The sequence below is a fragment of the Flavobacterium fluviatile genome, from assembly GCF_010645065.1.
GTDB lineage: Bacteria > Bacteroidota > Bacteroidia > Flavobacteriales > Flavobacteriaceae > Flavobacterium > Flavobacterium fluviatile.
In genome coordinates this window covers 18,695-34,189 of sequence record NZ_JAADZW010000009.1, presented here as the reverse complement: position 1 = coordinate 34,189, position 15,495 = coordinate 18,695, and the positions used below count along the sequence as shown (strand labels likewise).

General features: G+C 32.6%; 11 protein-coding genes. 10 read left to right on the top strand and 1 reads right to left on the bottom strand.

The window, feature by feature from the left end; translation table 11 throughout:
* Positions 1–7 precede the first annotated feature (7 nt).
* Positions 8–3,031 (bottom strand): SusC/RagA family TonB-linked outer membrane protein, encoded by a 3,024-nt coding sequence (locus GXM17_RS11185; protein ID WP_163399423.1) that lies wholly within the window; start codon positions 3,029–3,031, stop codon positions 8–10.
* A 497-nt stretch (positions 3,032–3,528) separates the two neighbouring features.
* Here GXM17_RS11185 and GXM17_RS11180 point away from each other — a divergent pair, with 497 nt between their 5' ends.
* The 10 genes from GXM17_RS11180 to GXM17_RS11135 all read left to right on the top strand — a co-directional run bounded on the left by GXM17_RS11180 (position 3,529) and on the right by GXM17_RS11135 (position 15,319).
* Positions 3,529–3,750 (top strand): helix-turn-helix domain-containing protein, encoded by a 222-nt coding sequence (locus GXM17_RS11180; protein ID WP_163399422.1) that lies wholly within the window; start codon positions 3,529–3,531, stop codon positions 3,748–3,750.
* Between the two features lie 327 nt (positions 3,751–4,077).
* Complete coding sequence (locus GXM17_RS11175; RefSeq protein ID WP_163399421.1) at positions 4,078–4,503, top strand: hypothetical protein; 426 nt, start codon at positions 4,078–4,080, stop codon at positions 4,501–4,503.
* A 135-nt stretch (positions 4,504–4,638) separates the two neighbouring features.
* Positions 4,639–6,522 carry a hypothetical protein gene (locus tag GXM17_RS11170; RefSeq protein WP_163399420.1) on the top strand — a complete coding sequence of 628 codons (1,884 nt, stop codon included), beginning with the start codon at positions 4,639–4,641 and terminating at the stop codon, positions 6,520–6,522.
* A complete protein-coding gene (locus GXM17_RS11165; protein WP_163399419.1) occupies positions 6,519–7,658 on the top strand; it encodes a phosphoribosyltransferase-like protein in 1,140 nt (379 codons plus the stop codon). The genes GXM17_RS11170 and GXM17_RS11165 overlap by 4 nt, the downstream gene beginning before the upstream one ends.
* On the top strand, positions 7,655–9,595 hold the full coding sequence (locus tag GXM17_RS11160; protein WP_163399418.1) for an ORC-CDC6 family AAA ATPase: 1,941 nt from the start codon (positions 7,655–7,657) through the stop codon (positions 9,593–9,595). The genes GXM17_RS11165 and GXM17_RS11160 overlap by 4 nt, the downstream gene beginning before the upstream one ends.
* 2 nt (positions 9,596–9,597) lie before the next feature.
* Entirely contained in the window at positions 9,598–10,737 is a 1,140-nt protein-coding gene (locus tag GXM17_RS11155) for a hypothetical protein (protein ID WP_163399417.1), read from the top strand.
* A gap of 11 nt (positions 10,738–10,748) precedes the next feature.
* Entirely contained in the window at positions 10,749–11,786 is a 1,038-nt protein-coding gene (locus GXM17_RS11150) for a carbohydrate kinase family protein (RefSeq protein WP_163399416.1), read from the top strand.
* A gap of 107 nt (positions 11,787–11,893) precedes the next feature.
* Entirely contained in the window at positions 11,894–12,940 is a 1,047-nt protein-coding gene (locus GXM17_RS11145; protein WP_163399415.1) for an HNH endonuclease domain-containing protein, read from the top strand.
* 765 nt (positions 12,941–13,705) lie between these two features.
* The gene (locus tag GXM17_RS11140) at positions 13,706–14,284 is read left to right on the top strand and encodes an RNA polymerase sigma-70 factor (protein ID WP_163399414.1); all 579 of its coding nucleotides are present in this window, start codon (positions 13,706–13,708) and stop codon (positions 14,282–14,284) included.
* A gap of 99 nt (positions 14,285–14,383) precedes the next feature.
* Positions 14,384–15,319, top strand: coding sequence for a FecR family protein (locus GXM17_RS11135; RefSeq protein ID WP_163399413.1), 936 nt, complete (start codon positions 14,384–14,386; stop codon positions 15,317–15,319).
* Positions 15,320–15,495: the final 176 nt, after the last annotated feature.

Sequence of the window (15,495 nt, the reverse complement as noted above, 5' to 3'; positions counted from 1 at the left end):
TAGTGCTTTAAAAGGTTAATTGAATTCCGGCAGTTAGTACTTTAAGAGGGGGCAGATAGCCCGAACTTGTAAACTCAGGGTCACCGTCTTCGTATTTGGTAAAAGTCAAAAGATTCTGTCCCTGCAGCATTATTTTGCATTGGGTCTGTTTAGTTGACAACGGAATCTCATAAGACAAAGCAATATTTTTCAAACGGATATAAGAAGCATCCGTTATAAACGCATCACTTTGATAATACAGGTAATCTGCCGTAATGGCGCCAGCATTGGCACTCGTGGTATAGACCTGATAAGTGCTGTTATCACCCGGCGTAGTCCAGCTTTCCACCATTCTGGCAGGCTGATTAGACATTTGTCCGGCAAAACCCATTGGATAAGTAGTGTTTTTCTGTTTCACAAACTGAAGCAGGAAATCCAGTTTCCAGTTGTGATAGCCCAATTGGTTCTGGAGTCCCCCAAAATAGGTAGGGTTCAGGTCAGTTACAATTTGCTTGTCATCAGGAAAAGAAATAATCCCGTCATTATTAAGGTCAACAAAATCATAAACGCCCGTTTGCGGGTTGATTCCCTTGTACTGATAGCGGAGTTCAATGTTTAGTGGCTCACCAATTCGGTATTGCTGATTATATGCAGAACTTTCAAGACCCGGAAAACGAAGCAGTATATTACGGGCAAAAGTCAGGTTAAGGCTTGTAGTCCAATTAAAGTTGGCACCATTAAAATTGACAGTCCTCAGCGTAAACTCAAATCCCGTATTCTCCACGGTAGCATCAAGGTTAGAATTCAATACCGTAAAGCCTGTCGTACCCGCAAGCGGAACACCTGTCAACTGGTTCGAAGATCGATTCTGATACCACGCAGCAGTAGTAAAAATCCGGTCTTGCAAAAATCCCAGTTCCATTGCCAGTTCGAGTTTTTTATTGGTTTCCCATCCAAAATTTGCATTAAAAAGGCGCGTTGGTTGCAAACCTGCTGTATTGCTGTAGCTGGTCGTTGAGGTAGTATAGGTATTCAAAAACTGATAATCCCCAATCTGGTCATTTCCGGTTGTTCCGTAACTGCCTCGTATTTTACCAAAACTCAGCCAGGATGTATTTCTCAAAAAGTCCTCTTTCGAAAAAAGCCATGCAGCACCCACGGCACCAAAATTGGCAAACTGATTTCCGGGACCAAATCGGCTGGAGCCGTCACGTCTGGCGGTAAGGTTCAAAATATAACGTTCCAGATAGTTGTAATTAACTCGGCCAAAAAACGCCTGATATTTATAGAGCGTTTCATCATTCAGCAAAACTTTGACATTACTTGCAGCTGCAAGATTATAGATCAGGCTGTTCGAACTGAACCCGCTTCCTGATTCAAAAAGTTTAGTAGTAGTTTGGTTTTGAAAAGTACTTCCCAACAATACCCCTAATTTGCCACTACGCAATTTGGTTTCATAATGCAGCTGTGGTTCAGCAATCCATGAAGAGCGGTTGGTAGTATTAAAATAAATCGCCGAGGTAGCACTGCTCACATTTAGTTCAGGATTAGAAACCGTCGAAGGTGCCGTACGGGTTTCAATCGTGCTAAGATCAGTATAGCCAAAACTGCTCTTAAGGGTCAGCCCTGTAGCCAGTTCATAAGACAAAACCGTATTGGCAATAAGGTCTTTGGTTTTAGATTCAAATTTGGCATAAAGGTTTCGTAGCGGATTACTCCAGGTATTATTCTCCCAGTTCAGGCTTCCGTCTGGCTTATAGAGTGCCGGAGCATTGGGTGGCAAGGCACGTGCCTCTGATGTTAAATCAAAAGCAGGCAAATCATTGTTTTGTGAATTATACCCTGCCGAAAACGTAACCCTGAATTTGTTGTTCTCAGAATGGTGATTCAGGTTGGCTTGCAAACCGCCTTTTTTATAAAGAAAATCCCCGGGAAAAACCGTTGTCTCCTGATGGTAATTTCCACTAAGCAAAAACTGGGTATGTTCAGATCCTCCTGATAACGTTCCCTGAATATCATGCAGTACAGAGGTACCTCCCAGAAGTTCCTTCTGCCAGTCCGTATAGCGGTTTTGGTCCCATGTACCGTTGATGTCATAGTCGGCAGCGCCATAGGTATTCAGTCCATCATTTACAAACGCCTGCCTGCGCATGGCAAGATATTGTTCAGTATTCATAAGTTTCATGAATTTGGTAACCGTTCCCGCACCGCTTGAAGCATTAACAGTAAAAGAAGTTTTGCCTGCCTTTCCTTTTTTGGTAGTGATCAAAACCACGCCGTTAGCACCTCGTGAACCATAGATAGCCGTAGCATCAGCATCTTTAAGAACCTCAATACTTTCTATAGTATCAGGATTAATACTGTTAAGCGGACTAGTAACAGTTGGGTAAGTAGAGGCTGTCTGATTATAGCCGATAGGATCAGAGGAGTAGGGCACACCATCAATAATATACAAAGGCGCATTAGCATCAGTACGCAAACTGTTCTGCCCACGAATCTTAATATCAAATCCTCCCCCAGGAACGCCTGTAGTCTGTGTAATACTGACACCGGCCATACGTCCCTGCATGGTTGCCAGTAAGTTAATAACGGGTTGCGTTTCAATATCCTTTGATGTAATTCTTGCGATACTACCAGTTCGTTCACTTTCTTTTACAGAATAGTATCCTGCATTAATTCGAACTTCCTGTAAAGTTGTAGTGTCATATGATAATACAATATCAACCACTAAACGACCTTGTATTGGAACAAGTGTCGTTTTAAAACCTATATATGATACTACTAAAGTGTCATAAGACGAGGAGTTGATCGAGAACTGACCGCTGTAATCTGAAATTACAGGATTGTTTTTTTTATTTTTAATAGAGATTGTAACACCAGGAAGAGGATTGGTACCATCTGTGACAGTACCCTGAACTTTATGCTGTTGGGATAATACATTGCTTTGCCTAGAGTGATTTTTGGCAAGCACTGTTGAAAAAGACAAAAGAAAACCTAGAGAAATTAGGCAATAGAGAGCTCTTCCACCCATGAAAAATGAAAAATTATTCATAATTTTGTGATTGGTTAGTTAAGTACAATTTGATTAGCTATGGTCCTCTATACAAGTTTTGTCGCTGGTAGAGGGCCATTTTTTATGCATTAAGTAAACGACTTAATGTCATAATAAAATTTCTTTTTACATAAATAAACGAGTTTTAAGATTAAACTTTCTTATAATGCGAAGTCATTTTTAATATAAAGTATTGCTAAGAAATACAAGCCATGAAGAACCTAATAAAAAAGGCGCGGAACTCAGCTTATTGACTTGAGGTACTGGAAATACCGAGGAACAATAAGTGAGCCCACGCCATAGGCGTGAGCATCTTACTTATCCTCTCGTTCCTTTTAAATTTCCAGTTTTCAAGTCGAGATTCTAAGCGAATGCTTCAAATATTTTTATGTGAAGAATCGCAAATATATAAATTCAAAAACAAATATAATAAAAAAAACAAACAACTACACATATATGTGTAGGATTAATATTTTTTTATACTGCAAATTTAACATGTGGAAGAAGAAGAAATAAATAACGTACAAATTAAGCTTGGAGCTACCATAAGGAAAATTAGAGAAAAAAAAGATCAATATTCTCAATCTAAATTAGCTATTGAAATTGGTATGTCAGTAAATCAGGTTGCCAGAATAGAAAGAGGAGAAACGAATCCAACGGTAAAAACTCTAACTTTAATTGCAAAAGCCTTAAAGGTTGATATAAAAGATTTGTTTTAAGAATAAATAGATGCTTCGGCATCTTTTTTTATGCTCGAAGAAAATTTAAAACGTGTATTTACAGGATATACATTTCATTTATAAAATAATTATTTTGCAATTTATATGATAGCCATTATGGTAAACCGTAACAGAAAAGTAAAATAGTTTTGTAAGTTTGGCAAAATAATACAATCACGCGAAGCCTAAATAAATTAAATTTAACGTTCCCTTTTTTATACTTTAAAAATTTAAACATTTTTTACTTAATAATTTTTGGTAGGACATTTTTTGATATATCGTTAGATTAAAATATTAAGTTTATAATTTTAAAATAAGTCACTACATATGATTAATAAGACTCCTTATTTAAAAGAATATCGACTAACTGATGTTATAGCATTAATACAAGTATTAGGATTAGATAAAAGAGGTCATAGGGGTGAAGATGGACTTATAGAAGAATTACAAGGGCCGCCTAAGTCTTCAATAAGTTGGACGAAAATTGTTCTTGAACATCCCGAATTTTTCAGAGTTGATCAATCTAAGCAACATGGAATATCTTTAATTGCAAGGCATGTAACGGAACCTAATACTAATGGTGTACGAGAGTTATCGCATGACCTAATTAAAAAATTAATTGAAATAGCAATTGAATTGCATGATAGACAGAAAGATAGGGCAGATAATTGGAAAACATGGCTACCAGTAATTGCTGTTATTATAGCAGGCCTTTTAAATATTTTTGTAACAATTTACACAAACGGTAAATAAAACTATAGGCATTGAAAAATTAACTTGCGTGTAGTTTTCATTTATACTTATTTATGTAGTGGCATGGTAAAAGTAATTAAGTTTAAGTACATTTAAACTTTGAAAAAATAATTACTAATATTTTATTAAGACTCAATGGGAAAGCCGTTTAAAAGTGAATTGCGATCGATAAATCAAGTTTTTGAGTGGGCTTGCAAGTTAGATTTGTCAAATCTTACAACCGAGATTGACATTCTCAAAAAATATCCAATGCTTGTGGTAGGATCTGGTGGATCATTAAGTGCATGTCATTTTGTGGCCAGATTACATCAGTCACTTGGCCAAATTGGAAAAGCAATTACTCCTCTTGAACTATTCTATTCTCAAAATATCATCAACAAGTGCTCTTTACTATTTCTAAGTGCCAGTGGCAGAAATACAGATATATTAACATCATTTAAAAATGCTAACCAACAAAATCCTAAAAAATTATCTGGAATTACTTTGTCAGTAGATACACCATTAAATAAATTGACCTCTAAAATTGGAGCACAATCAATTTTAGAATTTGAAAATCCCATAGGTAAAGATGGTTTTCTGGCGACAAACTCGTTAGTAGCATTTTTTGTAATTCTTTATAGAGCATATGGAAATATAATAGGTGATGAGATTTTTAATAGTAATGACTTATTTCAACAGGAAGTTAGTAGTTTTGCTACTTTGGTTGACAAAGATTTCACGTTTAAGGTTTTGTATGGCAACTGGGGTATGCCAGTAGCAGTTGATATTGAATCAAAGTTTTCAGAAGCTGGTTTAGGAAATGTCCTTTTGTCAGATTATAGAAATTTTGGACATGGAAGACATAATTGGATAGATAAAAGAATGCAATCAACTGCAATTGTTGCGTTGATTACACCTGACGATCAAGAACTAGCAGAAAAAACTCTAGGATTATTGCCACGTGAAGTTCCAGTTTTGAGAATAAGATCAACTAGTGTAGACTCCTTTAGTGCCATTGAACTTCTGATAAAATCGTTTTACTTAACTTCAGTTATGGGGGATTTACAAAATATTGACCCTGGCAGACCTGGAGTGCCTGAATATGGTAGTAAATTATATCACCTAAATTATTTTAATTTACTTAAGAAAAACAGTAACGATTCTTCAAAAATTGCGATTCAAAGAAAATTAGGAAATCAATCTTTTTATCAATTAAAACCTGACGCGCAAGAGAAATGGCTGACAAGTTATAATAATTACAAAAAGAAACTAAATAATCAAAAATTTCATGCAGCAGTTTTTGATTACGATGGCACATTATGCCATGCCAGTGAGAGATTTAATGGCTTAAATATCCTAATGGGAAATAAACTAAATCAATTCTTAAGTAACGAAATAGTAATAGGCGTTGCAACAGGCCGAGGAAAGTCAATTAAAAACGATCTACGCAAAGTTATAGATCAAAAATATTGGGGCAATGTTGTTGTCGGTTACTATAATGGAGCTGAAATAGGATTTCTACTTGATGATCATGTTCCTTTACAAAATGATTCTATAAATTCAACGCTCCAACCATTGAGGGGCATACTCAATGCTCATTTTGGGGATGAAATAAATCTCAAATTAAAGTCAATGCAATTGACAATAGAGCTGAATCATGATTCATCGAATGAATTTATAACTGAAATTATAAAATTTGTATATCTTCAGAATATTGCCGGTCTACTGTGTGTGCAATCTGATCATTCAATTGATGTTATAATAAGGCCAGATGTTTCCAAATTAAATGTTGTAAATTATATTAAACAATTTAGCAAAAATAAAAGTCACGAAATTTTATGTTTTGGAGATAAAGGACAATTTCCTGGAAATGATTTTGAATTATTAAGTCACCCTTTTTCTCTTAGCGTTGATGAGGTATCTGCAGATTCAGAATCGTGTTGGAATTTTTCGACTGCAAGTACTAAAACGACGAACTCGACATTTGAATATTTAAACAAAACTAAAATCTTTGACGGATTTTTTAAGATTAAGATATGAAAGATAATGTTGTAAAAGCTTTACTTCATAAGGTGATAAGTGGTATACATGGAATAGATGAGGATGAAACCCAGTCATATATAAAGTACTTTCAAGCGTTAGCAAGATATAAATACGATAATTATCAGCAATATTCCGCAGGTTTACGATTTATTGAGACACTAGCCATTTGGCTTGAGCAATTTGACTCATATGACAAGAAAATAGCACTTGATTTTGTTAGGGATAGAATTGTGTATATATCTTCGTCTGAAATTAATTTAATTGCTGAGTCTTGTTTCGTAGATAAATTGCAGTATATATTAATGAAAATTACTGCTAATAATCTTAACGTTCCAAAATATAAGCTAAAATTTATAGAGGATTCAAAAGAATACGCGATTTTAAAAAGACAATCTCTTTTTTGTGGGTTAAGTGACGGTGCAAGATTGGATATTTTCAGAAGAGCCAATACTGGTATATTAAGCCATGAGCAAATTTACTTAACATATGAGTTGTCAGAACAGAGAATTTTAAAAATGCAAGACCAATTAGTTGAAGACTTAAATGGAGATTCATTTCAAATGAATTTGGATAAAAATTCGGAAGATTCAAAATTTAAAACCCTATTCCTGATAGATGATTTTTCTGCAAGTGGCACTTCGTATCTGAAATCTTCAGAAACAACTGGTGAATTAAAAGGAAAAATAGCAGGGCTGTACAGAGATTTATTTGGTGAGAGTGACAGTTCGAAAATAGAGTCAGCATTTGATACTCAAAACCTAAAGATTTATATTATACTTTATATATGTTCCACTCAAGCAAAGGACACAATTGAAAGTAACTTCGATAAACTTTTTGAATTATATAAACATAGGCCGGAGTTAATCATCATGCATGAATTAGATGGACAATACACTATTGACAAAAATGATGAAATTTTTAATGTGTGCTTAAATGATGATTACTATGATAAAGATTTAATTGAAGATAAGCATACACAAGCTAATATACAGTTAGGTTTTAGTAACTGTGCTTTACCCCTAATTCTTGAGCATAATACCCCTAATAATTCTGTTCCACTACTTTGGACCTATGAATACTCAGACATATTTAAAGGCTTATTTCCACGTATACCAAGACATCGAGTTTTATGAGAATAGATATAAATCCATTTTTTTCCCGTCCATCTGAAACTATAGGAGCAGATGACAAGTTTATACAGTTATTTAGTCCTGACGTATTAGAAATTTTTGACACGAATAAACCTCTGTGGGATATCGTAAATATTATTAGAAGTTCACCAGGTGGAGGTAAAACGACTTTGTTACGTTTGTTTACGCCTGATATATTATTAAGAATAAAAAATAAACAGAAAGACGAGCATCATTTAACGGATATTTATAAAAAACTAAAATTGCTTGGAATTTATGATGAAAAGGATAATCCTTTATTAATTGGAACTCATATTCCTTTTACCAATGAATATTCAACACTGGAATATCTTAAGATAGACGAAGCTGTTAAAAATCATCTGTTTTTTTCACTGTTAAATACAAGAATTATTCTTTCCATTTTATATTCTTTATGTAAAATTAAAGATTTAGAGTTTCCAACAGAACTGGATCAAATTATCATTAATCAAAATCCTGCAATGACTGGGTATAATCCTTTGCGTAATATCAGTAATGGGAAAAAAATATATGATTGGTGTTGTGAAAATGAAGAAAAAATCTGTAATGATATTGATAATATTTCTTTAACAGATACTCATGAAGTAGATAAAAGTATTGAACTTTATGCTCTGCATTTGTTTGATCAAAAGAATGTACTGTTAAACGGTTCCCCTCTAAAGGAGAAAATTCTTGTTATGTTAGATGACGTACATAACTTGAGTTCGAACCAAAGGGAAGTATTAATGAAAAACATTATTGATAGACGTCATGTTAATATTTGGGTTGCAGAACGCTTGCAAGCTCTAAGTATGGAAGAAATTATTTCTGAAGGGAATATTGTAAATCGTGACTTTGTTTTGGTGAATTTGGAACAATTTTGGAGTAAAGGTACTAAGTTTCAGAAGTTTGCAAGTTCTGTAGCTGAAAAAAGGCTTTCAACAATTGCTGAAGGTGAGTCAACAAATTTGTCATCCTATCTGTCTGAAATTATAGATAAAGACTATAATGATGATGCAAAAAAACATATTGAAACGATCAAAAATCGAATTAATTCAAATTTCAATAGAAGAAAATATTCGAAGTGGATCGAAACTAGAGAAAAGTACGAAGGCTCTGAAATTGAAACCTTAGTAGAATGGAAACGTTTAGAGATACTCATATATCGCGATCACGGAAAAGATCAACAACTTTTGCAATTTGACGATTTTTTAGATGAAGACGATTTGGAGAGTAAAGATGATTCTGAAATTGAGAATGGTGCGAAATTGTTTCTTCATGAAGAATTTAAACTTCCTTACTACTATGGTTTTCAAAAGATAAGCAGATTATCTTCATCAAACATTGAGCAGTTTTTGAATATTTCTGGAAAGTTGTTCGAAGCGATAAGTACAAATCAATTAAAAAAGATTTCTCAGAATAAAAGTCAACCTGTTTCAATTAGTCCTAAAAAACAAGATCAATTAATTAAAAAACTAACTGCGGAAAAGTGGAAAGAACTCGATATTCGTGTTCCATCAGCAGTCCAGATTAAAATATTCTTAGATAATATTGGTGACTTTTGTCGAGAAGAGACATTTAAGCCTAATGCATGGAATTCTCCAGGGATTAATGCAATTGCAATTACAATGTACGATAGGGCTATTCTTAAAGACAAAGCAATAAACGACGTAAATCACCCGATGCATCAGCTAGCGAAATGCATTGCTATCTGTGTCGCATATAATCTTTTAGATTTTCGTCTAAACTATAAACAAGGTTCTCCCGGAAATGAACTTATGGTAATTTACTTAAACCGAATATATTGTGCAAAATATAACTTACCTCTTAACAACGGTAAATTTAAAAGCCGTAAGTTGGTTGATTTAAAACAATTTTTATTTAGAGGAAGTGATCACAAAAATAATACATTGGACTTATAGTTATGAGATGGAAAAATTACATTTTAAATAAGCATTCAAATAACTGTATTGAATTCTGGACAGATTATTTAAATACAAAAAAAGATATTTTGTATATACATGGACTAGGATTTGATCCAAGAACACTGAACGGTATTAAAACAATTTATGGTATAAACGGTACAGGGAAACGTGATGTGTTATCAATAAGATATTTTCAAAGCGAAGAAGAAAAAGACAATGATGTTTCAAGCAAAGAAGTTAAGGATCATGAAGTTGAATTAAATGATTTTTTAAACAAAATTGACAATGTTTCAAGGACAACGACACCATTAATTACGAGAGCTGAACAAAAAAGTATTGCGTCTATAAACGCTCACAGAATTGTTGACTCCATAGATGTCTTGAAGCCATACTCCGATATTGTAGTTGATATTAGCGCAATTCCCAGAGGAGTGTTTATTCCACTTTTACATAAAATTTTAAATCTAATTGATAGTTATGAAGATACTGTAATTAATTTACATGTAATCGTTACCGAAAATTATATGCTAGACGCTTTAATACAAGATCAGGGAGTTGAACAGTCGGCGGAGTTTATACATGGGTTAAGTATTAGAGATCTAACAAATACACAAGAATTCAAAGAAGTCTGGATTGCAATTTTGGGAGAGAAACAATTGGAGCAGTATGAAAAGATCCGAAATTCGGTAAACCCTGTTTCAACATGTGTTGTACTACCTTTCCCATCAAAAAATTTACGTCGAGGAGATGAATTGATAAATCATTATCAAGATAAATTACTTAATGATAATGACTTTGATATGAAAAATATAATCTATGCCGATGAGCAAAATCCTTTTCAAGTTTATCGGCTAATAAGTAATACAATAGAAAGACATTGCCAATCTCTCAAAATTTTTGGTGGAACAAAAGTTATTGTTTCGGCACTTTCAAGTAAGCTCTTGACAATTGGTGCATTTTTAGCAGTCTATGAAAATAAATTTTTTGAGACTAAACGTAAAGATTTAAGGATAGGAATAAAGCATGTTGATTCTATAAGTCATAAATTTGCAACAGGAAGTAAAAGTGAGAAAGAAGAAATTTTAAAAAGTAATGAACTTTTTCACATGTGGATTGCTGGTGAACCATATAAAAAGTAAAAATAATTAGAATGAAAAATATTATAGGGATAGGTCTTGTTGCGTTAGATGTGGTCATGGAGAAGGATAAAGACGTTGAACCAGAATTATATGCCGGTGGGTCATGTGGAAATGTTCTAAGTATTTTATCCTATTTAGGATTTAATACTTATCCGATTGCAAGATTGGGGAATAATAAGGCAACCGAAGAAATATTGAATGATATTAAAATTTGGGGAGTTAAGACTGATTTGATTTTAAAAGGAGATGATGGAAGTACTCCCATAATTATTCAAAGATTAAGTATAGGACGAGATGGTACTCCAATTCATAGGTTTGAATTTAGAGATCCAGACACAGGTAAATATCTGCCATCATTTAAACCAGTTCTAGCCAAATCTATTGAAGATCTATATAATAAAAAAGCTTTCTGCGATTTTTTTTATTTAGATAGAATTAGCAGAAGCTCTATAGAGCTAGCGAAACTTTATAAAAAAAATGGAGCAATTATATTTTTCGAGCCTTCTTCACTAAAAGCTGATAATTCATCACTTATTAATGAGATTATAGAAATTGTAGATGTTATAAAATTTTCCTCTGATAGAATACCTAACTATAAATCAATATTTGCCAAAAGTCGTATACCGATCGAAATTGAGACCTTAGGAAAGGAAGGCATTAATTATAGAATAAATTTGGATGGTTCGAGTGATAGCTGGAAAAATATACCATCATTTAACATGTCCAAAATTATAGATTCTGCAGGTGCAGGTGATTGGACAACTGCAGGCATTATCAAGGCATTAATTGAAAACAATATAACTTCAGTAAACCAAATTAACTTTAATAAATTCGAAAATATATTAATTTACGGTCAGGCTTTGGGTACAATAAGTTGCCTATTTAAGGGAGCTCGTGGAATGATGTATAACGTGCCTTCAAGTGATTTAATTTTCATGGCAAATAATTTAATTGCGAATAACAAAAGTGAAGATTTAATTTTTAGTACCGATATTAAAGATTATAAAGGCAAAAAGATTAAAAGTATATCTTCTCTATTATTATATTGAAGTACAATCGCTAGATATTTTTGTTTAAGTAGTAAATAAAAGGCGTAATTTATAATTGTGAATTATTTCGACAATCATTTTTAAATTAAAGAAAATAAAAAGTCACAATGCACATCCCTAAATATACTGTTCCAGAATTTAGTAAACTTTCAGCAGTATTTTTAAATACCTCAGCGACTTATAAATTTTATTGGTTTCTTGCCATTCTCGAATTAGTAGACGAGGGGAATACCTATATTGAAAAGAGAAGAATTTTTTCAAGAATGATAAGCAGTTCCTGGTACACTGTAAATTATTTCCAGGTATCTTTCGGTAAACAAGATCTTATTCAGGATTCAGTGCGGGCTCTTCTGAAAATTGAGAATCTCAGCATAAGTGAAAATAAGAAAAAAATAAGTGCTGTTTTAGAAAGCTCAACTAACAAAGAAACTATTAAGATATTAAAGCATTTTGATAAAAATGTTCCACATTGGTTTATTTCATCTTGGTTTTCCGGTACCCGTAATGAAATTTATTCCCTTTCTCAGAATTTCAATCACGGATGTATTTATCGGTTAGAAAAAGATCATATTGAAATAAATCCTATGTGGATCTCCTATTTACAATTGAACTCAAAAATACTTAAGGATTTTTGTTTCTGGAATTTATCACTTTTTCTTCAAAAAAGAAATCCAAATGTTCCTGACATTCCAAATAAAATAAGCAAATCATTAGCGAGGAATTCTTTAATAAAGCAGACAAATGAATATTGGAAATTGGTTTTTAATGAATTGGGATCGATCGATTGTATTTTTACAAACACAAGGTTGCTGTTTAATGAGAAAAAATATGCTTTGGACCATTTTATTCCGCATGCATTTGTTTCTCATGATTTAATTTGGAATTTAATACCAATTGATAAAAATTTTAATTCTTTGAAAAGCGATAAACTTCCGTCATTAGATAGGTATTTTGATAAGTTTTATACATTGCAAAAAACGGCTTATGAAATAGTAAAAAGTTATAACTCTAAGAATAAATATTTGGACGAATATCTTAGCATTTTTCCTGATTTAGATGGCGACAATGGATTTGATTATTTGCAATATAAGGAAACTATTCAGCCGTTAATCACTATTGCAAGCAATAATGGCTTTTCATACATGAAAGATTAATGAAATGCATTCCCGATTTATAGTTGCATTTTTTTAAATTGAAATAAAAAGCCATTCAAAAATCTGAATGGCCAATCAAGTAAAAGTAAGAATGAATTATTTTTTAGACTCTTCGATAGAAACTTTTCTAATCTCTTAATATTTTTTCAATTTCTAACGTTGATTAAGAGTTCTCGCTCCAGATACTTTAACACCTTTTTTAATTAGTCATTAAAGTTTAAAAATGATTGGCTTTCAGAAAGAAATATGCTGTTTTGTGAAATAAAATAATTACTTTGTTCCATATTTGTACCATTGAAATGTAATATATTGACAATCAGTTACTGTTATTTTTGAAGAGGTGAAATAATTACTGATTAACATCAGTTAATAATAAATGCTAAACCGCTGTAAACTTAATGTTTACAGCGGTTTTTTTATACCTCTATTTGAGAGTTATTCTAATTTTGTGATCTATTTGTGCAATATTTGTAATGGCACTTAAAAACGTAACTCTATGCTAACAGAGTACATCCACTACGATGCTTATTAAGTTTTACGGCAAAAAAAAACAATTCCTTCGTTTCATCGCATGCAGCCGCTTAGCTGTAATGGCTTTATATATTACACATTTCACATTTTACCAAAAGGTTTCCTTTTTTGAAAACATAGTATATCAGATTTGAAATAGCGCCAAAACTATATTTTTATATACTTAACAAAAACTTAAACTGTTTTGTTCTTTATTTTTTTCAATATTCTTTTCATTTGTCTCAGCTATGATTTATGAAAAGTTTACTGCTAACATATAAAGATTATGAGCTTCAGCAACTTGCTGCAAATGGTGATACTCTTGCTTTTGAAGTAATTTTTGACCGTTATTGGAAACGTCTTTATAACTACGCTTTCAAAATTTATAAGGATGAAGCCGTATGTGAGGATATTGTGCAGGAGCTTTTTATAAGTTTATGGAACAACCTTTCTGTTACGCCAATTCTGAGTTTAGAATCATATTTAATGCGTGCTGTAAAATATAAAGTTGCGAATCATATTCGGAGTTTGAAGTTTACAAAAGAGCATGAAGATGTTTTAAATGATATTGCCATCATTCCCAAAAATAGCAGTGATCTCGAATTTAAAGAATTTGAGTCTGAACTCTTTAAAGTTATCGATACGCTTACTCCTAAATGCAAGGAAGTTTTCCTTTTGAGTCGTTTTGAAAATTGTACCAATAACGAAATTGCAAGTAAACTTAATCTTTCCGTTCACACTGTTGAAAAACATATCAGCAACGCATTAAAACATCTTAGAAATAATATAACCGACTACCAATTGTTGTTTCTTGTTACCGCATTATATATTTAATGTTAAGCCAAAAGTGCTTGTTTTAAGAAAATATTAAACCACTATTTTACACTACTTGTTCCCTTCAAAAAATGTGACTTACAGGTAAAAGCACTTATTTTGAAAAAAGAACAATTTATTGATTTAGCTCGTAAATATGCGGAAGGAACCGCTACGGAAGCTGAAATAAAGGTAGTAGAAAATTTTTTTGATACTTTCCAAAATTCGGGTATAGAGCAACCGGATTTTGTTTTAGAAGCCCGGAGAGCAATTATTTTAAAAAAAATAAAGAAGACACTGCCAATACCTCTTCATAAAAAAATAAGTCCTGTAAAACTACTGGTTAAAATTGCTGCTGCGGTACTGTTGTTTTTAGGTTTAATATACGCATTCAGTTTTCAAAATAAGACCACAGAAATTATTACCTATTCTGCTAATGAGGAGCCAAAAGAAATCAAGCTTTCTGATGGAAGTATCATAATACTCAATGCAAATAGTCAAATAAGTTTGCCTGAAAAATTTGGAAATACAAGGGAAGTTTCCTTAAAAGGACAAGCCTACTTTAAAGTACAGCGTAATCCTGAAAAACCATTTATTGTAAATACAAAAGATGTAAGTGTAAAAGTTTTAGGAACTTCTTTCGATATTAATTCTTATCGTAAGAATCAAAGTCAGGTAAGTGTATTGTCAGGCAAAGTGGAGGTTTCCTCACCCCAGGGAAAAAAAATTATACTTACCAAAGACAATCAGGCAGCTTATAAAAAAGAATCCGGATTTATCGTAACGCATCAAAACAGTTTGCCGGCAATAGCCTGGACAAACAGGACTCTGGTGTTTAAGAATCAAACCTTGCTGGAAGTGGGTAAGATTCTTCAAAAAAAATATGATGTGCAAATAGATTTTGAAAATGAAGCTATTGAAAAACAAACGCTTTCAGGAAAGTTCAAAGAACAAAATCTGGAAGTTATATTAGAAAGTATTGCCTTGCTTAAAAATTTAGAGACAGAATATTTAACCCCAAAACATATCCGTATAAGAAGAAAAATAGAAAATTAAAAATAGAAAATTAAAAAAAGAAAAATAAAAAAAGAACCGTTTCTGCTGGAACAGAAACGGAAATTAAAAAGACTACAAAACAAAATTTTTAGCCTTAAAGTAATGAATACGAAACTACAATTTTTTTTGAATCAATTAATACGCAAATATATTTATTTGCTAAGCACTCTTCTAAT